Source organism: Helicobacter pylori oki112 (assembly GCF_000600085.1).
GTDB lineage: Bacteria > Campylobacterota > Campylobacteria > Campylobacterales > Helicobacteraceae > Helicobacter > Helicobacter pylori_CY.
Window position 1 is genome coordinate 831,995 of record NZ_CP006821.1, and the last position, 20,973, is coordinate 852,967.

Annotated in this window: 23 protein-coding genes; 18 read left to right on the forward strand and 5 right to left on the reverse strand. The window is 39.0% G+C overall.

Translation table 11 applies throughout. The features are described 5' to 3' along the window. Positions 1–95: 95 nt before the first annotated feature. From HPOKI112_RS03940 to mltG, 5 genes are all read right to left on the reverse strand, one after another. Positions 96–650, reverse strand: coding sequence for a 2-oxoacid:acceptor oxidoreductase family protein (locus HPOKI112_RS03940; RefSeq protein WP_000388017.1), 555 nt, complete (start codon positions 648–650; stop codon positions 96–98). Further along, positions 650–1,471: a 2-oxoglutarate ferredoxin oxidoreductase subunit beta gene (locus tag HPOKI112_RS03945; RefSeq protein ID WP_000885326.1), complete on the reverse strand. Its 822-nt coding sequence runs from the start codon at positions 1,469–1,471 to the stop codon at positions 650–652. The genes HPOKI112_RS03940 and HPOKI112_RS03945 overlap by 1 nt, the downstream gene beginning before the upstream one ends. Before the next feature lies 1 nt (position 1,472). Beyond that, positions 1,473–2,600 carry a 2-oxoglutarate synthase subunit alpha gene (locus HPOKI112_RS03950; RefSeq protein ID WP_025275996.1) on the reverse strand — a complete coding sequence of 376 codons (1,128 nt, stop codon included), beginning with the start codon at positions 2,598–2,600 and terminating at the stop codon, positions 1,473–1,475. Beyond that, complete coding sequence (locus tag HPOKI112_RS03955; RefSeq protein ID WP_001096895.1) at positions 2,600–2,941, reverse strand: 4Fe-4S dicluster domain-containing protein; 342 nt, start codon at positions 2,939–2,941, stop codon at positions 2,600–2,602. The genes HPOKI112_RS03950 and HPOKI112_RS03955 overlap by 1 nt, the downstream gene beginning before the upstream one ends. A gap of 182 nt (positions 2,942–3,123) precedes the next feature. Next, entirely contained in the window at positions 3,124–4,113 is a 990-nt protein-coding gene (gene mltG / locus HPOKI112_RS03960) for an endolytic transglycosylase MltG (protein WP_038418644.1), read from the reverse strand. Between mltG and HPOKI112_RS03965 the strand changes: the two genes are divergently transcribed. The 18 genes from HPOKI112_RS03965 to HPOKI112_RS04050 all read left to right on the forward strand — a co-directional run bounded on the left by HPOKI112_RS03965 (position 4,031) and on the right by HPOKI112_RS04050 (position 20,973). After that, positions 4,031–6,964, forward strand: coding sequence for a DUF3971 domain-containing protein (locus HPOKI112_RS03965; RefSeq protein ID WP_025309810.1), 2,934 nt, complete (start codon positions 4,031–4,033; stop codon positions 6,962–6,964). The two genes, mltG and HPOKI112_RS03965, sit on opposite strands and share 83 nt — an antisense overlap. A 1-nt stretch (position 6,965) precedes the next feature. After that, positions 6,966–7,196: a FeoA family protein gene (locus tag HPOKI112_RS03970; RefSeq protein WP_000174130.1), complete on the forward strand. Its 231-nt coding sequence runs from the start codon at positions 6,966–6,968 to the stop codon at positions 7,194–7,196. Between the two features lie 2 nt (positions 7,197–7,198). Continuing rightward, positions 7,199–7,843, forward strand: coding sequence for an endonuclease III (nth, locus tag HPOKI112_RS03975; protein ID WP_025276001.1), 645 nt, complete (start codon positions 7,199–7,201; stop codon positions 7,841–7,843). Positions 7,844–7,924: 81 nt separating this feature from the next. Continuing rightward, positions 7,925–8,296, forward strand: coding sequence for a flagellar motor switch protein FliN (fliN, locus tag HPOKI112_RS03980; RefSeq protein WP_000004825.1), 372 nt, complete (start codon positions 7,925–7,927; stop codon positions 8,294–8,296). Further along, the gene (locus HPOKI112_RS03985; RefSeq protein ID WP_025276002.1) at positions 8,293–9,174 is read left to right on the forward strand and encodes a hypothetical protein; all 882 of its coding nucleotides are present in this window, start codon (positions 8,293–8,295) and stop codon (positions 9,172–9,174) included. The genes fliN and HPOKI112_RS03985 overlap by 4 nt, the downstream gene beginning before the upstream one ends. Next, on the forward strand, positions 9,158–10,126 hold the full coding sequence (locus tag HPOKI112_RS03990; RefSeq protein ID WP_025309811.1) for an energy transducer TonB: 969 nt from the start codon (positions 9,158–9,160) through the stop codon (positions 10,124–10,126). The genes HPOKI112_RS03985 and HPOKI112_RS03990 overlap by 17 nt, the downstream gene beginning before the upstream one ends. A gap of 3 nt (positions 10,127–10,129) precedes the next feature. After that, entirely contained in the window at positions 10,130–11,149 is a 1,020-nt protein-coding gene (gene pyrC, locus HPOKI112_RS03995; protein ID WP_025309812.1) for a dihydroorotase, read from the forward strand. Further along, positions 11,125–12,243: a 3-deoxy-d-manno-octulosonic acid hydrolase subunit 2 gene (locus HPOKI112_RS04000; RefSeq protein ID WP_025309813.1), complete on the forward strand. Its 1,119-nt coding sequence runs from the start codon at positions 11,125–11,127 to the stop codon at positions 12,241–12,243. Before pyrC ends, HPOKI112_RS04000 begins: the two co-directional genes overlap by 25 nt. 6 nt (positions 12,244–12,249) lie before the next feature. Beyond that, positions 12,250–12,801, forward strand: coding sequence for a 3-deoxy-d-manno-octulosonic acid hydrolase subunit 1 (locus HPOKI112_RS04005; protein WP_015427742.1), 552 nt, complete (start codon positions 12,250–12,252; stop codon positions 12,799–12,801). Positions 12,802–12,809: 8 nt separating this feature from the next. Next, positions 12,810–14,855, forward strand: a complete 2,046-nt coding sequence (locus HPOKI112_RS04010; RefSeq protein WP_025276007.1) for an LTA synthase family protein — start codon at positions 12,810–12,812, stop codon at positions 14,853–14,855. Between the two features lie 79 nt (positions 14,856–14,934). Then, on the forward strand, positions 14,935–15,807 hold the full coding sequence (folD, locus tag HPOKI112_RS04015) for a bifunctional methylenetetrahydrofolate dehydrogenase/methenyltetrahydrofolate cyclohydrolase FolD (RefSeq protein ID WP_025309814.1): 873 nt from the start codon (positions 14,935–14,937) through the stop codon (positions 15,805–15,807). Next, complete coding sequence (lepB, locus tag HPOKI112_RS04020) at positions 15,807–16,679, forward strand: signal peptidase I (RefSeq protein ID WP_025276009.1); 873 nt, start codon at positions 15,807–15,809, stop codon at positions 16,677–16,679. Before folD ends, lepB begins: the two co-directional genes overlap by 1 nt. Before the next feature lie 8 nt (positions 16,680–16,687). Beyond that, on the forward strand, positions 16,688–17,386 hold the full coding sequence (locus tag HPOKI112_RS04025; protein ID WP_025276922.1) for a site-2 protease family protein: 699 nt from the start codon (positions 16,688–16,690) through the stop codon (positions 17,384–17,386). Between the two features lie 20 nt (positions 17,387–17,406). Next, positions 17,407–17,868, forward strand: a complete 462-nt coding sequence (gene rpiB, locus HPOKI112_RS04030) for a ribose 5-phosphate isomerase B (protein ID WP_025276923.1) — start codon at positions 17,407–17,409, stop codon at positions 17,866–17,868. Positions 17,869–17,912: 44 nt separating this feature from the next. Continuing rightward, positions 17,913–18,245, forward strand: coding sequence for a hypothetical protein (locus tag HPOKI112_RS04035; protein ID WP_000495089.1), 333 nt, complete (start codon positions 17,913–17,915; stop codon positions 18,243–18,245). A gap of 57 nt (positions 18,246–18,302) precedes the next feature. Continuing rightward, a complete protein-coding gene (gene apt / locus HPOKI112_RS04040) occupies positions 18,303–18,842 on the forward strand; it encodes an adenine phosphoribosyltransferase (protein WP_001006117.1) in 540 nt (179 codons plus the stop codon). 14 nt (positions 18,843–18,856) lie between these two features. Further along, positions 18,857–19,435 carry a DedA family protein gene (locus HPOKI112_RS04045; RefSeq protein ID WP_000393426.1) on the forward strand — a complete coding sequence of 193 codons (579 nt, stop codon included), beginning with the start codon at positions 18,857–18,859 and terminating at the stop codon, positions 19,433–19,435. A gap of 47 nt (positions 19,436–19,482) precedes the next feature. Then, positions 19,483–20,973: a leucyl aminopeptidase gene (locus HPOKI112_RS04050; protein WP_025276925.1), complete on the forward strand. Its 1,491-nt coding sequence runs from the start codon at positions 19,483–19,485 to the stop codon at positions 20,971–20,973.

The window sequence follows — 20,973 nt, forward strand, 5'->3', positions numbered from 1 at the left end:
AATTTGAGCATTATACCATTTTTTTTTTTTTTCAAAAATACAAAAAAAGGGGAAAAAGCTATAGCTAAAGAAAAATAAGATAAGGAGTTACCCCCTTATTTTTTCAAAGCTTCTAAAGCATGTTTTTTGCCAATTTCAAAGGCTTTTTTGTTCGTGTCAGCGACTTTTGCAGGGACTTTTTTAAGCATGGTGTCTAGCACGATATTTTCTTCTACGCATTTGGTAAGCTCCACGGTAATGGCTAGCGCCACCACAGATTGCGTGATAATGTTACCCACTTCATCTTTAGCGATGCTGATAATGGGGATTTTATAAAGCTGATACTTTTCTTCATCTTCTTTAGTGGGGGTTACTAGATTGGGATCAATGACAACGATACCGCCTTTTTTAATATCGCTTTTAAACTGGTTGTAGCTGATTTGAGCGACTGAAAGCATGAAATCAATCTCGCCCTCTTTAGCATAAGGGAAAATGATTTCATCTTTATCTAGCAAAATATCCACCTTAGTAGGCCCTCCACGCACTTGCGAAGTGTAGGTGGAAGTCTTAGTGCCATAGCCCCCACTCACAATTTTCGCTTCAGCTAAAATCTCTCCCGCTAACAGCACGCCTTGCCCTCCAACGCCCGTAAATCGTAATTGCGCTTCCATTATTGTTTTCCTTGTGCTTTTTCAATGATTTCTTGATACGCTTCGCAATATTCTTTCCTGTCCGTGTCATGCTTTAAAACGCCTGTAGGGAATTTATCCACCCTTTCTTCAGGGCTCATGGCTTCAAACTGGCGTTTGCTCACCAATCGGCTTTCCATCCATTTTAGCATTTGAGACGCTTCGCCCATTTTATTCTTACGCCCTAAATTGATATGGCAATTGCTATGGACATCAAAGAAGCTAAAGCCCTTATGCGTGAAACCTTCTTTAAGCACTTTTTCTAATTTTTGAGGGTCTAAAACGCTCTCTCTGGCCACAAAACTCGCCCCAGCAGCGGTGGTTAAAGCGCATGGGTCAAATTGGTTGTCAATATTCCCCCATTGAGCCGTAACCGTCCACATGCCATTAGGCGTGGTGGGCGAAGTTTGGGAGTTGGTCAAACCATAAATGAAATTATTCACTAAAATAAAATTCAAATCAATGTTTCTTCTGCACGCATGCATGGTGTGATTGCCTCCAATCGCAAAGCCATCGCCATCGCCAGAAACCACGATCACATGCTTACTGGGGTTAGCCATTTTAATCCCTGTCGCATACGCCACAGCCCTACCATGCGTGGTATGAACGGTATTGCAATTCACATACGAACTCATGCGCCCGCTGCAACCAATCCCGCTCACCAAGCACACATCATCCATTTTCCAACCTAAAGCGTCAATCGTGCGGATAATGGATTTTAAAATCACGCCATCGCCACAGCCCCAACACCACAAAGTGGGTATTTTATCCACACGCAAATATTCATCATAATTAAACGCCATTTTAAAGCTCCTTCAATTTTGCGATGATTTGTTTGGGCGAAATCGTGCGCCCATTGGCTTGCCCAAAGAAATGCACCTTTCTTTGCATAGCCCTTTCAACCTCTTCTAAATACTGCCCTTTATTCAATTCAATCACAAGGATTTTTTCGTATTTATCCCCTATTTCTTTCAAGCGTTTAGCCGGGCTTGGCCATAAGGTTTTAGGCCTGAAAAAGCCGACTTTTTGCTTGCTTTCTTTATGGTAATCTTTCAAGGCCTCTTTAACCGCTAGAGAAACCGAACCATAAGCGATAACAACGATTTCAGCACCCTCTAAATCCATTTCCTCATTTTCGTTGATAATGTCTTGCTTGGATTCAATCTTATTAAATAATCTGTCAATCAAATCCCCACCGATTTTAGCGTCTTCAGTAGGAAAGCCAATAGGCCCATGGTGCAAGCCTGAAACATGGTAGCGATAGCCTTTAAAGAAAGGGTTCAAAACGGCCGGCTCATCTTGTGCAACCCCATAAGGTTTGTAGTCTTTTTTATCGCCTAGAAATTCCTTACGATTAATGGTCATCTTTTGCACTTCTTCTAAATCTGGGATTTGCACCTTGCCATACATATGCCCCACGGTTTCATCCATGAGCAAGAATACAGGAGTCATAAGCATTTCAGCCAAATTGAACGCGCGAACGGTCTCTGTGTAAGCTTCTTCCAAACTAGCAGGAGCGAGTGCAACGGCTTTAAAATCCCCATGTATGGGGTGTCTTAAGAAATTCACATCGCCTTGAGCCACACGAGTGGGCATTCCGGTTGATGGGCCTGAACGCATCACATCAGCGATCACTAAAGGGATTTCTGCCATGAAAGAATAACCGATTTGCTCCACTTTCAATGAAATACCAGGCCCAGAGCTGGCTGTCATAGACTTCGTCCCACTCATGCTCGCTCCTAAAGACACGCTAATCCCGCTGATTTCATCTTCCATTTGGATAAAATGGCCGCCGCATTTGGGCAGAGCCACGCTCATCGCATGCATAATATCCGAGCTTGGCGTGATAGGATAGCCCCCAAAAAACCGACACCCCACTTCAATCGCCGCTTTAGCGACTAATTCATTCCCATCAGAAATAATCTCACGCATTATTTGCCTCTCCCTTCTAAAATAGTCTCTTCTAAGAGCATGTATTTGTTGGCTTTAACCTTTTCGCTTCTTTCTTGGGCTTCTTTAGAAACTTTAGCGAATTTGAAATCCTTCCTGTCAGCCACATAAATCGCAAAATCCGGGCAGTGCAACTCGCATTGCACACAACCGATACAGCTCTCTGGATAGGCTACTTTGGCCACTTTTCCAAGCACCCTTTCTTTTTCAATCCCCATGCCAAGAACCCCAGCAGGGCATACCGATACGCAAATATCACAACCCTTACACCTGTCTTCATTCACCCAAACGGCAACCCCATCTGGAGCGCTCATTTTAGCCATTCATTCTCCTTTGTGCTAAAAGCTGTTTTAAGCCCTAGCAATCAAAATTTGCCTAAAATTGTAGCAAGCCTTTTTTAATAAAATCTAAAATGCTTTAATAGTAGGAACTTAAAATTGAAATGAGAAAATACTAAACACTTTTTACTTAATTTAAAAGAAAAAACGCCCCATTTACCTTAATCTTAAAAATGATTATTAGAAAGATTAATGTTTTTTAAATGCTCTTTATAAGTCGTGCTGAAAGCATGTTTTTTATCCGGCATTTTCACAAAATACAAGAAATCCGTTTTTTTAGGGAAAACTACGGCTTTGATTGCTTCTAAGCTCACGCTCCCTACAGGATTTTTAGGCAAGCCCTTAAATTTATAGGTGTTATAGGGGGTGTTATCGGTTTTAATGCGCTCTTTGGTCACTTTAGCGTGTGAAAATTCCTGATAATTCAAAGCCCCATCCATTTGTAAAGGCATGCCTTTTTTCAAGCGGTTAAAAATCACGCTCGCAATCAAGGGCATTTCTTCAGTATTAGCGGCTTCTTTTTGCACAATGGAAGCGAGAATGATTTTTTCAAACCACTCTTCTTTATGGTAGTATCCAAGCCATTGTTTGCTTAAGGCTTCGTGTTTTTTCATGGATTGACTGATCAAAGTTTGCATGATTTTAAAAGCGTCCTCTCCTAAGGGTAAATGATAAGTGTCTGGCCATATCACCCCATCTTCTATCACAGCGCCGTTCAATCGTGGAGCGATGCTTTCATAAGCTTCATTGAGATCGCTTGTTTCTAGTTGGTAAGTCTCGCTCAAAATTTGCGTGAAAAAATAGCGGGTTTCTCCAGGGATTAAAGTCGCGCTTTTTTGCGCCGCTTTTGCTTTGATCAAACGGACTAAAAAATCCCCCTTTCTTAAAGCCCCATCGCCCATGTCAATATAGCCTTTTTTAGGCATGCCCATTAAGCGTAAAAAAAACAAATCCAAAGCGTTAATATCCACGCCCTGATCTTTTAAAGAAAAAAACACTTTTTTGAGCGAACCTTGCGGGACAACCACCACTTTGTTAGGATAAATTGGTATACTTAAATAAAAAAGAATACTAATGAACAAAAGAAAACATGTATCCAAGAAAGTATTTAATGTCATTATCTTGTTTGTGGCAGTATTCACTCTTTTAGTTGTCATTCACAAAACCCTTTCAAACGGCATTCACATACAAAATTTAAAAATCGGGAAGCTTGGCATTTCTGAATTATACTTAAAACTTAACAACAAGCTTTCTTTAGAAATTGAACGCATTGATCTCTCTTCTTTCTTCCATCAAAAACCCACTAAAAAGCGTTTAGAAGTTTCTGATCTGATTAAAAATATCCGTTATGGCATTTGGGCGGTGTCTTATTTTGAAAAACTTAAAGTCAAAGAAATTATTTTAGACGATAAAAATAAAGCCAATATCTTTTTTGATGGGAATAAATACGAGTTGGAATTTCCAGGAGTCAAAGGGGAATTTTCCCTAGAAGACGATAAAAATATCAAGCTTAAAATCATCAATTTGCTTTTTAAAGACATTAAAGTCCAAGTGGATGGCAACGCCCACTATTCACCTAAAGCTAGGAAAATGGCGTTCAATTTGATTGTCAAGCCTTTAATTGAACCCAGTGCTGCAATTTATTTGCAAGGGCTAACCGATTTAAAAACCATAGAATTAAAAATTAACACTTCTCCAATGAAAAGCCTGGCGTTTTTAAAGCCTCTTTTCCAACGCCAATCGCAAAAAAATTTAAAAACATGGATTTTTGATAAGATCCAATTTGCTAGCTTTAAGATTGATAACGCTTTAATCAAAGCCAATTTCACTCCTAGCGAGTTTGTCCCATCGCTTTTGGAAAATTCTGTAGTTAAAGCCACTTTGATTAAACCTTCAGTCGTTTTTAATGATGGCTTATCGCCCATTAAAATGGATAAAACCGAATTGATCTTCAAAAACAAACAGCTCCTCATACAGCCCCAAAAAATCACTTATGAAACCATGGAATTGACCGGCTCTTACGCCACTTTTTCCAATTTGTTAGAAGCCCCCAAGTTGGAGATTTTTTTAAAAACGACCCCTAATTATTATGGCGATAGCATTAAGGATTTATTGAGCGCTTATAAAGTCGTTTTACCTTTGGATAAAATCAGCATGCCATCTAGTGCGGATTTGAAACTCACCTTACAATTTTTGAAAAACACCGCCCCCTTATTTAGCGTTCAAGGCAGCGTTAATTTGCAAGAAGGCACTCTCTCGCTCTATAATATCCCCCTTTATACGCAAAACGCTAATATAAGCTTAGATATTACCCAAGAATACCAATACATTTACATAGAAACTACCCACACCCGCTATGAAAACATGCTGGATTTAGACGCTAAAATCGCTTTAGATTTGAATAAAAAAACCCTTTCTTTGGATTCTTTAGTCCATAAAATACGATTCAACACTAACAATAATGTCAACATGCGTTCTTATGGCTTGAACAACGACCAAGATAACCCACAGCCTACTAAATTTTCTTTAGATTTAAAAAGTTTGCATTCTATTATTCAAGAAGGTGAAAACTCAGAAGTGTTTAGAAGAAAAATCATAGACACCATTAAAGCCCAAAGTGAAGACAAATTCACCAAAGATGTTTTCTACGCTACAGGAGACACTCTTAAAAACCTTTCTTTGAATTTTGATTTTTCTAACCCCAACCACATGCAATGGAGCGTGCCACAACTCTTATTAGATGGCGAATTTAAAGATAACGCCTATGTTTTTAGAATCAAAGATTTGAAAAAAATCAAGCCCTATTCCCCTATTATGAAATATTTCGCCTTAGAAGATGGCTCTTTAGAAGTTTCTACGAGCGATTTTATCAATATTGATTTTTTTGCTAAAGATTTGAAAATCACTTTACCCATCTATCATAGCAACGGCAAGCAGTTTAATTCCCTCTCTTTATTTGGCTCTATTAATAAAGATGAAATTTCTGTCTATACTCCAAGCAAAAGCATATCTATAAAAGTTAAGGGGGATCAAAAGGATATTACCCTTAATAATATTGATTTGAGTATTGACGATTTTTTAGATAGTAAGATACCAGCTATTGCGGGATTATTCTCAAAAGAACGAAAAGAAAAGCCTAGCTCTAAAGAAATCCAAGATGAAGATATTTTCATTAGCGCCAAACAACGCTATGAAAAAGCCCACAAAATTATCCCTATCTCTACACGCATCCATGCTAAAGATGTCGTGTTAATCTATAAAAAAATGCCTTTTCCTTTAGAAAATCTTGATATTGTCGCTCAAGATGACAGAGTGAAAATTGATGGCAATTATAAAAACGCCATGATCATGGCGGATTTAGTGCATGGGGCTTTGTATCTTAAAGCCCATAATTTTAGCGGGGATTATATCAACACTATCCTCCAAAAAGATTTCGTAGAAGGGGGCTTATTCACGCTTATTGGGGCTCTTGAAGATCAGGTTTTCAACGGCGAATTGAAATTCCAAAACACAAGCTTAAAGAATTTCGCCCTCATGCAAAACATGATCAATCTCATCAACACCATTCCCTCTCTCATTGTCTTTAGGAACCCTCATTTAGGGGCTAATGGCTATCAAATCAAAAAGGGGTCTGTTGTTTTTGGGATCACTAAAGAATATTTAGGGTTAGAAAAAATTGATCTTATCGGCAAAACGCTTGATATTGCTGGCAATGGGATCATTGAATTAGACAAAAACAAATTGGATTTGAATTTAGAAGTTTCCACTATCAAGGCTTTGAGTAATGTCTTAAATAAAATCCCTATTGTGGGCTATCTCGTTTTAGGAAAAGGAGGTAAAATCACCACTAATGTGAATGTCAAAGGCACGCTGGATAAACCTAAAACTCAAGTCACTTTAGCGTCAGATATTATCCAAGCACCTTTCAAAATCTTACGCCGTATTTTCACACCTATTGACATCATCGTGGATGAAGTCAAAAAAAACATTGATTCAAAAAGGAAGTAAAATGACGCTCAATGAAGCCATTAAAGACAAAGTTTATGAAATCGTAGAAATCGCTAACTGCGATGAAGCCCTTAAAAAACGCTTCCTCTCTTTTGGTATCCATGAAGGGGTTCAATGCATTCTTTTGCATTATTCCATGAAAAAAGCCACGCTTTCGGTTAAAATCAACCGCATTCAAGTGGCTTTAAGATCCCATGAAGCGCAATACCTTGTCATCAAAGAAAGCGTGTGAAAATGGGCTTAAAACGCACTAAAACAAAAGCCCAACAAATCAAAGAGTTGCTCTTAAAACATTACCCCAACCAAACCACCGAATTGCACCATAAAAACCCCTATGAATTATTAGTGGCTACCATTTTAAGTGCTCAATGTACGGACGCTAGAGTGAATAAAGTAACGCCCAAATTATTTGAAAAATACCCGAGCGTGAACGATTTAGCGCTCGCTTCTTTAGAAGAGGTTAAAGAGATTATTAAATCCGTTTCGTATTTCAACAACAAAAGCAAGCATTTAATCAGTATGGCGCAAAAAGTGGTTAGGGATTTTAAGGGCGTTATCCCCTCTACGCAAAAAGAATTGATGAGTTTAGATGGCGTGGGGCAAAAAACCGCTAATGTGGTGCTTTCAGTGTGCTTTGATGCAAATTATATAGCCGTAGATACCCATGTGTTCCGCGCAACACACCGCTTAGGCTTAAGCAACGCTAAAACGCCTATTAAAACCGAAGAAGAACTCAGCGATCTGTTTAAAGACAACCTGTCCAAACTCCACCATGCCTTAATCTTGTTTGGCCGCTACACCTGCAAGGCTAAAAACCCCTTATGCGATGCGTGTTTTTTAAAAGAATTTTGCGTTTCTAAGGCTAGCTTTAAAGCGTAGTGGCTTTATTTGTTATAAAATTTATAGTAAAATTAAGATTTTATAATCAAAGTCAAATCATTCTTGAAAGAGTAGGGTTTTATGTCAGAAACAGAAGCTAATAAGTTGAAAATAGCCGAAAAAGAAAAAGAGAAAGCGAATAAAGAAAGAGAACTAGAGCTTTCCACTTATTTAGAAGAACTCATTTGCGATTATAAAAACCTTTTAGACATGGAGATTGTTTTTAGCGCCGAACTTGGCTCTACGCAAATCCCTTTATTGCAAATTTTGCGTTTTGAAAAAGGCTCTGTGATTGATTTGCAAAAACCCGCCGGAGAAAGCGTGGATACTTTTGTGAACGGGCGGGTGATTGGTAAGGGTGAGGTGATGGTTTTTGAAAGGAATTTAGCCATTCGTTTGAATGAAATCCTTGATTCTAACGCCATTGTGTATTATCTCGCTAAAAATTCATGAGATTGTTATTCTTGTTATTGAGCGCTGCTTTTATGTTACTGGCTGAAGAAAAAATACCTTTAAACGATGACGCCCCCATTAAACTAGCGCATTGGCAAAATGCACTAAAAGAAATCCAACCTGATTCAAACGCTCCAGCAACACCACCTATAAAAGCCGTGCAAACCACGCTCACTTTTGAAACGCCTTTTAACAAAACGCCTAAAATCATGGAAGTTGAAGGGCAAAAGGTGATCGTTTTAAAAAACGCTAAACTAGATTCTAAAAAAATGATGGATTTTAAAGAAGCCTCTTTGAATGCATTAGAAATGTTTTCCTACCAAAATGACATCTACCTCTTGTCTAAAAAAGCTAAAGTGGAATTAGAAATCCAAGCCTCAAACAGCAAGGACAAAAAGCAACTCCGCTTTCTTTTTTTACCTAAAGGTTTTCATTTAGCCCCACCGCCTAACCTGAAAGAAAAATCTCAGCAAACTAACCTTGCACAAAAAGACACCAACGAGCAACCCCAAAGCCCTTTAAACACTCTAGAGTTAAAACCCCCACTGGATTTAAGCCATGCTTATAAGGCGCTAGCGGTTATTGTTGCCTTACTCTTAATATTGTATATAATCAAAAAAAAAATTGTTCCCACACAAGGGTCTTTTTCTACAAAAGATTTTAAGTTAGAAATTAGTGTTTTGGGTCGTGTTGGTGCGAACCATAAAATCATTTCCATAGAAACTAATAAGGAGCGTTACTTGGTCTTACTAAGCGATAAATACGGCCTGCTTTTAGACAAAATAAGCCCAAAAACATCTAAAGAAGAACTGATTAAAGAAGCTGAAAATAATATAAAGAATTCAAAATTAGGAAATTTATATGCCGGAAAATTCTAAACTACAACCTGCTAAATTAGGGAAAAATTTTGACCCTGTGGATCATTCTAATAGGAATTTTTTCTTTTCTCTCATTCTGTCTGTATTGTTGCATTGGTTGATTTATTTTTTATTTGAACACAGAGAAGATTTTTTTCCTTCAAAACCCAAGCTCGTTAAATTAAATCCTGAAAATTTATTGGTTTTAAAAAGAGGCCATTCGCAAGATCCCAGTAAAAACACCCCAGGCGCTCCTAAACCCACGCTGGCTGGCCCCCAAAAACCTCCAACGCCTCCCACACCCCCAACTCCGCCAACCCCGCCAACCCCGCCAAAACCTATAGAAAAGCCTAAGCCTGAGCCTAAACCAAAGCCAAAACCCAAACCTGAACCCAAAAAGCCCAACCACAAACATAAGGCTCTTAAAAAAGTGGAAAAAGTGGAAGAGAAAAAAGTAGTAGAGGAGAAAAAAGAAGAGAAAAAAGTAGTAGAACAAAAAGTAGAGCATAAAAAAGTGGAAGAGAAAAAACCTGTCAAAAAAGAATTTGACCCTAACCAGCTTTCTTTCTTGCCTAAAGAAGTTGCGCCACCCAGACAAGAAAATAATAAAGGCTTGGATAACCAAACCAGAAGGGATATTGATGAATTGTATGGCGAAGAATTTGGGGATTTAGGCACAGCCGAAAAAGATTTCATCAGGAATAATTTAAGGGATATTGGGCGCATCACGCAAAAATATTTAGAATACCCTCAAGTGGCGGCTTATTTAGGGCAAGACGGGACGAATGCGGTAGAGTTTTACTTGCACCCTAATGGCGATATTAGCGATCTTAAAATCATCATTGGCTCTGAATATAAAATGCTTGATGACAACACCTTAAAGACCATTCAGATCGCTTATAAGGATTACCCACGCCCCAAAACTAAAACCCTCATTCGCATTAGAGTGCGTTATTACTTAGGGGGCAATTAAAAAATGGAAATCGCGCTTTTTGACCCCATAGACGCCCACTTGCATGTGCGAGAAAACGCGCTTTTAAAAGCCGTGTTAGGATATTCTAGCGAGCCTTTTAGCGCTGCGGTGATCATGCCTAATCTCAGTAAGCCCTTGATTGACACTCCAACCACCCTTGAATACGAAGAGGAAATTTTAAACCATTCTTCAAACTTCAAGCCTTTAATGAGTTTGTATTTTAATGATGGCTTGACTTTAGAAGAGTTGCAACGCGCCCAAGAAAAAGGAATCAGGTTTTTAAAACTCTACCCCAAAGGCATGACCACAAACGCGCAAAACGGCACTTCGGATTTGTTGGGTGAAAAAACTTTAGAGATTTTAGAAAACGCCCAAAAATTAGGCTTTATTTTATGCATCCACGCAGAACAAGCCGGGTTTTGTCTGGATAAAGAATTTTTATGCCATAGCGTTTTAGAAACTTTTGCGCTTTCATTCCCTAAACTCAAAATCATTATAGAGCATTTGAGCGATTGGCGCAGTATCGCTTTAATTGAAAAGCATACCAACCTCTATGCGACTTTAACCTTACACCATATCAGCATGACCTTAGATGATTTATTAGGGGGGAGTTTGAACCCGCATTGTTTTTGCAAACCTTTAATCAAAACCAAAAAAGACCAAGAAAGGCTTTTATCCCTTGCTTTAAAAGCCCACCCTAAAATCTCTTTTGGCTCTGATAGCGCCCCACATTTTGTCTCTAAAAAGCATAGCGCTAACATCCCAGCAGGCATCTTTTCTGCCCCTATTTTGTTGCCTGCGTTGTGCGAACTTTTTGAAAAACACAACGCTTTAGAAAACTTGCAAGCCTTTATCAGCGACAACGCTAAAAAAATCTACGCGCTAGACAATTTGCCAGCTAAAAAGGTGCGTCTGAGTAAAACACCCTTTATAGTCCCCACGCACACGCTTTGTTTGAATGAAAAAATCGCTATCTTAAGAGGGGGCGAAACGCTATCTTGGAACATTCAAGAAATCGCCTAAAACATGCCGCCTTTTTTGTGGGGCTTTTTATCGTTTTATTTTTAATGATAATGAAGCGCCAAACCCCCCCCTATGCTTTTGTGCACAATCAAACCCTTTCAACCAAAAGCCCCCCCTATTTCACACAGCTCACTATCCCTAAACCAAATGACGCTTTAAGCGTGCATGCGAGCGCTTTAATCAGCTTGCCTAACGATAACCTTTTGAGCGCTTATTTTAGCGGCACTAAAGAAGGGGCAAGGGATGTGAAAATCAGCGCGAATCTTTTTGATAGCAAGATCAATCGCTGGAGCGAAGCCTTCGTTATTTTAACCAAAGAAGAGCTTTCTTTTTATTCGCATGAATACATCAAAAAACTAGGTAACCCCTTGCTTTTTTTGCATGACGATAAAATTTTGTTGTTTGTTGTAGGGGTGAGCATGGGCGGGTGGGCCACTTCTAAAATCTATCAACTTGAAAGCGCTTTAGAGCCGATTCGTTTTAAATTTGTGCAAAAACTCTCTTTAAGCCCTTTTTTAAACTTAAGCCATTTGATAAGGAATAAGCCTTTAAGCACCACTGATGGCGGGTTTATGCTACCGCTCTATCACGAATTAGCCACCCAATACCCCTTGTTGTTGAAATTTGACCAACAAAATAACCCAAGAGAGCTTTTAAGGCCTAATGCCCTAAACCACAAGCTCCAGCCAAGCCTAACCCCCTTTAAAGATTGCGCTATCATGGCGTTTAGAAACCATTCTTTTAAAGATAGCCTCATGCTAGAAACCTGTAAAACCCCCACTGCTTGGCAAAAACCCACGCTTACGAATTTGAAAAACTTGAATGACGCTTTGAATTTGATCAATTTAAACAAAGAATTGTATTTGATCCACAACCCTAGCGATTTATCACTGCGCCGTAAAGAACTCCTGCTTTCTAAATTAGAAAACTCCAACTCGTTTAAAACCTTAAAGATTTTAGATAAAGCGAATGAAGTGAGTTACCCAAGCTATAGTCTTAATCCTCATTTTATAGATATTGTCTATACCTACAACCGCTCTCATATCAAACACATCCGTTTTAATATGGCTTATTTAAAATCCCTTCTCAAGTGATTAATCATGTTTATACATTCTTCTTACACGCTGAGTTTTATATGGCTTTTTTTAATTTTCTTTTTTTTCAAAAATAAGCCATTGGGTTTGAGGTTTTCGCTCTCGTTTATAATCGTGATTTTAAGCAATATCGCTTTGAAAGACTCTCTATCGCTCAACGCCTTTTTAAGCAGTTTTACAGCCCCCTTAAGCCCCTTTAGCTGTCTTTTGATCCTTGCTTATGCACTCTTTTCTTGCCGTCTCCTCCAAAAGCCCCCTTTAGAAACCTTGCAATCTTATAGCGTCATGCTATTTTTTAGTTTGTTGCTCCTTATAGACATTTTAGGGTTTTTGCCTTTTTCAATCTACCATCATTTCATGGCTTCTCTGATTTTTAGCGCGCTTTTTTGTAGCAGTTTGTTTTTGAGCAGCCCCTTATTAGGCGTGATCGCTTTAGTAGCGTTATCCAGTTCGCTTTTGATGCGTTCTCATTTTCAAATCTTAGATTCTTTATTGGATTTCCCCTTGCTTCTTTTTGTCTTTTTTAAGACTTTATCTCTTGTTAAAAAAAGGTTATAGTAACGCTTATGAAATCCCTATCCCATGCCCTTTTTTCGCTCTTTTTAAAAGGTTTTTATTTCACCTTTTTTATGAGCTTGTTGTTTGTGTTTAATCGTATCGGCTTTATCCTTTATACAGGCTATTATAAGCATGCCTTAAAAAACCCTATTTTTGATGAAATCATCAAAACCCTATTCAATGGAGCCAGATACGATAATCGTGTGGTCTCAAGCTTATCGATTCTTTTTATCCTCATCGGGTTATTAGGGTTATTGGCCCCCAAACACCAAACCAGAATGCTTAATATTATGGCGTGTTTTTCTATCGCTATTATTCTGTTTTTAAATATTGCGAACATTGTTTATTATGGCATTTATGGGAATGTGTTTGATGAAAATTTATTGGAATTTTTGCATGAAGACACGCTCACGATTTTAAAAATGAGTGGGGAATACCCTATTCTTTCTAGTTTTTCACTCTTTGTAATCCTTAGCGTTTTAATTTCTTTTATCTATTTCAAACTCCAAAACGCCCTTTTTAAGTCCAAAAATGTTCATCAAACCATCAAACCCCTTAAAACTTTCATTTTATTCATTCTTTTTTCGCTCACGCAAATGTTTTACATTAACGCGCAATTGAGCTTTGTTGGCGCGTCTTTAGATCTCAGCATAGAGCCAGCCAAAGATCCTTTTTTAATGAAAATTACCCCCGGGGCGTTTCGCAACCTTTATCTTTTGGCGCGCAATTACAGACAAAGCCATAACCTTAAATTCAGCGATTTTGCTAAAGAAACGCCTTTAGAAGTGGCGAAAAATTATTTCCATCTTAAAGAAAACCCTTCAAACAACCTCTATGAGTTGCTAACTCAGACAAGCCACAACGATTCTCTTCAAACCATTCAACATGTTTTTTATATCGTTTCAGAGTCTTTGAGTTCATGGCATTTTGATCCAAAATTTGACGCCATCGGGCTAACGAGCGCTTTACAAGATCTGGTTAAAAAAGAGCATGCCTATATGCTTTCTGCTTTTATTGAAAGCGCCCCACGAACCGTTAAAAGCCTGGATGTCCAAATCACAGGCTTGCCTTATATTAATGATAACAATTTAGTCAATTCAGGAGTGATTCTTCCTAGCTTTCCTATGGCAATTGGCAATATCACAAAAACTCTGGGTTATAAAAACAACTTTTATTATGGGGGTAGCGGGATTTGGAACAAACTAACCAGTTTCACCAAAAAACAAGGTTTTCACGCCCTCTATTTCAATAACCATCTCTTAGAATTTGCCAAGAACAAGCCCTACCCTAAGCCCATAGAGAGCAACTGGGGAGTGCATGATAATATTTTATTTGACTATATTTTAGAAAACACCAACCCCAATGAAAAAACTTTCAGCATGGTCATGACTTTAAGTAATCATGCGATCAAAAACGTGAATCTCAAAGCCTTTGGCGTGCCTTTAGAAAAAATCCAAAAATTTGTAGAAAATACCCCCAAATCAGAAAATCTACCGGACGCTAATTCTTTAGGGCATATTTACTGGTATGACAAAGTGGTAGTTGATTTCATTAAAAAAGCCAGCCAAAAATTCCCTAACTCGCTTTTTATCATCACAGGAGATCATTTTGACAGGAGCTATGAATACGCTAAAAACGATTTATATACGATTAAATCCGTGCCGCTTATTTTATATGCCCCTACTTTAAAGCCTGAAACAATCAGTCAAGTCGGATCGCATTTAGACATCGCCCCTACGATTGTTGAATTAGTCGCTCCTGAAGGTTTTCCATTTGTGAGTTTTGGAAAGCCTTTATTTTCTAACAATACAACAAACCCCCCAAGCCACCCCAATTACGCGCTAGGTTATGAAGCGATCGCTACCAAAGATTATTTTTATAACCCAAGTTTGGGGTTAAGGTATTTGAACGAAAGCCCTAAAGAGCCAGAGGATAAACAAAACGACAAGAAACAAAACGACAAAACAGAAGCTTCTAAGTTTTACCAGCAACTAGAATCCTTAAAAGCCCTTAGTTTTTACTTGCTCTATCATGGGGCTAATCTTAAAGATTGACAAACTGGGTTTTTATTCCCTTAAACGCATGATTTTTGCTACAATAATAGGATTTTAATTATATAAAGGATAAATGGGCATGCCAAATAGGGGCGTTGTTTTATTAGACGGGCAAGCGTTAGCTTATGATATAGAAAAAGATTTGAAAAATAAAATCCAAACGATAACCGCACAAACGCATAAAAGCCCCAAACTAGCCGTGATTTTAGTGGGAAAAGACCCTGCGAGTATCACTTATATCAATATGAAGATCAAAGCGTGCGAAAGGGTGGGCATGGATTTTGATTTAAAAACCCTCCAAGAAAATATTACTGAAGCCGAATTGCTGTCCTTCATTAAAGATTACAATACCGATCAAAACATTTCAGGCGTTTTAGTCCAGCTCCCTTTGCCCAGACACATTGATACTAAAATGATTTTAGAAGCCATTGACCCAAACAAAGATGTGGATGGTTTCCACCCCCTTAATATCGGCAAGCTCTGCACTCAAAAAGAATCGTTTCTGCCAGCCACCCCTATGGGCGTGATGCGTCTTTTAAAGCATTATCATATTGAAATCAAGGGCAAGGATGTGGCGATTATTGGAGCGAGCAATATCATTGGAAAACCTTTGAGCATGCTCATGTTAAACGCTGGGGCTAGCGTGAGCGTGTGCCATATTTTGACTAAAGATATTAGTTTTTACACCCAAAACGCTGATATTGTCTGCGTGGGCGTGGGTAAGCCTGATTTGATTAAAGCGAGCATGTTAAAAAAAGGGGCTGTAGTGGTGGATATTGGGATCAATCATTTGAATGATGGGCGTATCGTGGGCGATGTGGATTTTACAAATGCGCAAAAAGTTGCCGGTTTTATCACCCCTGTGCCTAAAGGCGTGGGGCCTATGACGATCGTCTCGCTTTTAGAAAACACTCTCATCGCTTTTGAAAAACAACAAAGGAAGGGATTTTAATGAAATTTTTACGCTCTGTTTATGCATTTTGCTCCAGTTGGGTGGGGACGATTGTTATTGTGCTGTTGGTTATCTTTTTTATCGCGCAAGCCTTTATCATTCCCTCTCGCTCTATGGTAGGCACGCTCTATGAGGGCGATATGCTCTTTGTCAAAAAGTTTTCTTACGGCATACCCATTCCTAAAATCCCATGGATTGAGCTTCCTGTTATGCCTGATTTTAAAAATAACGGGCATTTGATAGAGGGGGATCGCCCTAAGCGCGGCGAAGTGGTGGTGTTTGTCCCTCCCCATGAAAAAAAATCTTACTATGTCAAAAGGAATTTTGCCATTGGAGGCGATGAGGTGTTATTCACTAATGAGGGGTTTTATTTGCACCCTTTTGAGAGCGACATGGACAAAAATTACATTGCTAAACATTACCCTAACGCCATGACTAAAGAATTTATGGGTAAAATTTTTGTTTTAAACCCTTATAAAAGTGATCATCCAGGTATCCATTACCAAAAAGACAATGAAACTTTCCACTTAATGGAGCAATTAGCCACTCAAGGTGCAGAAGCTAATATCAGCATGCAACTCATTCAAATGGAGGGCGAAAAGGTGTTTTATAAAAAAATCAATGACGATGAATTTTTCATGATCGGCGATAACAGAGACAATTCTAGCGACTCGCGCTTTTGGGGGAGTGTGGCTTATAAAAACATCGTGGGTTCGCCATGGTTTGTTTATTTCAGTTTGAGTTTAAAAAATAGCCTGGAAATGGATGCAGAAAACAACCCCAAAAAACGCTATCTGGTGCGTTGGGAACGCATGTTTAAAAGCGTTGAAGGCTTAGAAAAAATCATTAAAAAAGAAAAAGCAACGCCTTAAGGTTTTTTGTGCAATTTTTTGATTCCTCTTTAGAAAGTTTTATTACCACCTTAATGAAAATCCTAGCCCTTTTAATCGCTATCATAGGGCATGAGATCATGCATGGCTTGAGCGCGTTTTTATTTGGGGACAGGAGCGCTAAAAACGCTAATCGTTTGAGTTTAAACCCTATCAGGCATTTAGACATGATGGGTTCGGTGCTTTTACCGGCTTTATTACTCATTTTTCAAGCCCCTTTTTTGTTTGGGTGGGCTAAACCCGTGCCGGTGGATATGCGCTATATTGTCTCTCAAAAAGGTTCTCTAGCATGCGTAGTGGTGAGTTTAGCCGGGGTGGCTTATAATTTCACCTTGGCCGTTCTGCTCGCTTCCATCACGCATTGGAGCTTCCAACAACTAGGAATCAATGCTTTAAGCGTTGATGAATTGAATCTTTATCAGCTCGCTTTAGTAACCTTTCTCATTCAAGGCATTCTTTATAATCTTGTCTTAGGCGTTTTCAACAGCCTCCCTATTCCGCCTTTAGACGGCTCCAAAGCGTTAGGCTTTTTGGCGTTGCATTTTAAAAGCGCGTTTCTATTGGAATGGTTTTCTAAAATGGAACGCTACGGCTTGTTGGTAGTGTTTATTTTTTTGTTTATCCCCCCTTTATCGGAGTTTTTTATCCATGCACCTACAAGATTTTTATTTTCCTTACTCCTTTCTTAATCTTTCATCAAGGAGAGTTTATGAATAAGCCCTTAAAGTTTTCTCAAGTTTTTATAGGAAGCGATCATGCAGGGGTGCATCTTGCAGAGTTTGTTAAACATTTTTTAGAAGACAAGGATTTTAAGATCCAAGCTTTTTTACCCACCATGAGGGTGGATTACCCTGATTACGCCAAATTAGTGTGCCAAAAGGTCTTAGAAAATGCGCAAAGCTATGGCATTTTAGTGTGCGCCACAGGGATAGGCATGAGCATGGGCGCTAATCGCTTTAAGGGTATTAGAGCCGCTTTGTGCCTTGATGCCTACATGGCTAAAATGACTCGCTTGCATAATAACGCTAATGTCTTGTGCTTGGGTGAAAAGATTAGCGGTATTGGCGTAACAGAAAGCATTTTAGAAGCGTTTTTCTCTACAGAATTTGAACAAGGCCGCCATGTGTTGCGCATCCAAAAGCTAGATGAATCGCTGAAATCATCAACCTAATGTAGTATAATTACATCGTTTCGCTAAAAGGATATTTTAATAGAATGTTTACCCAATGGTTTATCATCACTATCGCTATTGTTTTTATCCTTTATATGGGTGTGCGTACTTTCTTTTTTAAAACCGTGGCTAAACGGCAAGAACGCACCAACGCATCCATGAAGCTCACCTTACAAGAAGCTGAAATTTTGATCCAAAAACACCAATTGCAACTCCAAAGAGCTTTGGGTAATATTGATATTCTTACCCAAGAAATGAGCTCGTTAAAAACAGAATTAAAAGCCCTTAAACAACGCAACTCTGAATACAAAGGCGAATCGGATAAATATAAAAATCGTATTAAAGAATTGGAGCAAAAAATAGAAGCTCTCCTTTAAAAACGCTATAATAAATCAAAATTCTACAACCAATCCGTTATATTAAAGGAAATCAAAATGAATGAAACGCTCAAAGAAGAACTTTTACAAAGCATCAGAGAAGTGAAAGACTACCCTAAAAAAGGGATTTTATTCAAAGATATTACCACGCTACTCAACTACCCTAAACTCTTTAACAAACTCATTGACGCGCTCAAAAAACGCTATCTCGCTCTCAATATAGACTTTATCGTGGGTATTGAAGCGAGGGGGTTTATTTTAGGATCTGCTCTCGCTTATGCGCTTGGGGTGGGTTTTGTGCCTGTGAGGAAAAAGGGCAAACTCCCCGCACACACCCTGTCTCAAAGCTACAGCCTAGAATACGGGAGCGACAGCATAGAGATCCACTCTGACGCTTTTAGGGGGGTTAAGGGGGTAAGGGTGGTCTTAATTGATGATCTCTTAGCCACTGGAGGCACAGCTTTAGCGAGCCTTGAACTTATCAAAGCCCTACAAGCCGAATGCATAGAAGCATGCTTTTTGATAGGGTTAAAAGAATTACCGGGTATCCAACTTTTAGAAGAGCGAGTGAAAACCTTTTGTTTGTTAGAGTGCTAAAATAAGGGTGAATTTTGGAAGAATACATCATTAACTTATGGAATCAGCATGCAGCGACTTGGGGGTATCTCATTTTATTCGGGTGGAGCATTTTAGAGGGCGAAATCGGGCTGATTTTAGCAGGGATTGCCAGCTATACCGGTCATATGCATTTAGGGTTAGCCATTTTAGTCGCAGGGATTGGGGGCTTTGTGGGGGATCAGATCTATTTTTACATCGGTCGCACCAATAAAGCTTACATCCAAAAAAAGCTAGAAAAACAACGCCGAAAACTAGCCCTAGCCCATTTATTGTTGCAAAAACACGGCTGGTTTATCATTTTTATCCAACGCTACATGTATGGCATGCGCACCATCATTCCCATTAGCATAGGCCTCACGCGTTATAGCGCTTTAAAATTCGCTATCATCAACCTCATTAGCGCGATGGTGTGGGCGAGCATTACTATTATTCTAGCGTGGTATTTAGGAGAAGAATTATTGCATGCGTTAGGGTGGCTTAAAAAACACCCTTATGCGCTAATATTACTATTAGTATCTTTCTTGGCGTTAGTGCTGTGGTATTTCCAATACTATAGTAAGAAAAACCGCTAGAGTGCAATACAATTCTTGAAAGATATGAAATTAAAAAAGGAGACTTTATGTTAAAAATCAAATTAGAAAAAACCACTTTTGAAAACGCAAAAGCTGAATGCAGTTTAGTTTTTATTGTCAATAAGGATTTTAGCCACGCTTGGGTCAAAAATAAAGAATTGCTAGAAACCTTTAAATACGAAGGCGAAGGCGTATTTTTAGACCAAGAAAATAAAATCCTGTATGTGGGCGTTAAAGAAGATGATGTGCATTTATTGAGAGAGAGCGCGTGTTTAGCCGTTCGCACCCTTAAAAAACTCGCTTTTAAAAGCGTTAAAGTGGGCGTTTATACTTGCGGGACGCATTCTAAAGATAATGCACTTTTAGAAAATTTGAAAGCGTTGTTTTTGGGCTTGAAATTAGGCTTGTATGAATACGACACTTTTAAATCCAACAAAAAAGAAAGCGTTTTAAAAGAAGCGGTTGTCGCTTTAGAATTGCACAAACCTTGCGAAAAAACTTGCGCAAATTCTTTAGAAAAGAGTGCTAAAGAAGCTTTAAAATACGCTGAAATCATGACAGAAAGCTTGAATATCGTTAAAAATCTAGTCAATACCCCCCCTATGATTGGCACTCCGGTTTATATGGCTGAAGTGGCGCAAAAAGTGGCTAAAGAAAACCATTTGGAAATCCATGTTCATGATGAAAAATTTTTAGAAGAAAAGAAAATGAACGCCTTTTTAGCGGTCAATAAAGCCTCTCTTGGCGTCAATCCTCCTCGCTTGATCCATTTAGTTTATAAGCCTAAAAAAGCGAAGAAAAAAATCGCTTTAGTGGGTAAGGGCTTGACTTATGATTGCGGAGGGTTGAGCTTGAAACCGGCCGATTACATGGTTACCATGAAAGCGGATAAAGGCGGTGGCTCTGCGGTGATCGGGCTTTTAAACGCATTAGCCAAACTAGGCGTGGAGGCTGAAGTGCATGGCATTATTGGGGCTACAGAAAACATGATAGGCCCAGCCGCTTATAAACCAGATGATATTTTGATCTCCAAAGAAGGCAAGAGCATAGAGGTCCGTAACACTGACGCTGAGGGGCGTTTGGTTTTAGCGGATTGTTTGAGCTACGCTCAAGATTTAAGCCCTGATGTGATCGTGGATTTTGCGACCCTTACTGGGGCATGCGTTGTAGGTTTAGGCGAATTCACTTCAGCGATCATGGGGCATAATGAAGAGTTAAAAAATCTCTTTGAAACTTCAGGGTTAGAATCCGGCGAATTATTAGCCAAACTCCCCTTTAACCGCCATTTAAAGAAATTGATTGAATCTAAAATCGCTGATGTGTGCAATATTTCTTCTTCACGCTATGGCGGTGCGATCACAGCTGGCTTGTTTTTAAATGAATTTATTAGAGATGAATTTAAAGACAAATGGCTGCACATTGACATTGCAGGTCCTGCTTATGTGGAAAAAGAATGGGATGTGAATAGCTTTGGAGCGAGTGGGGCCGGCGTGAGAGCATGCACAGCTTTTGTGGAAGAGCTTTTGAAAAAGGCTTGA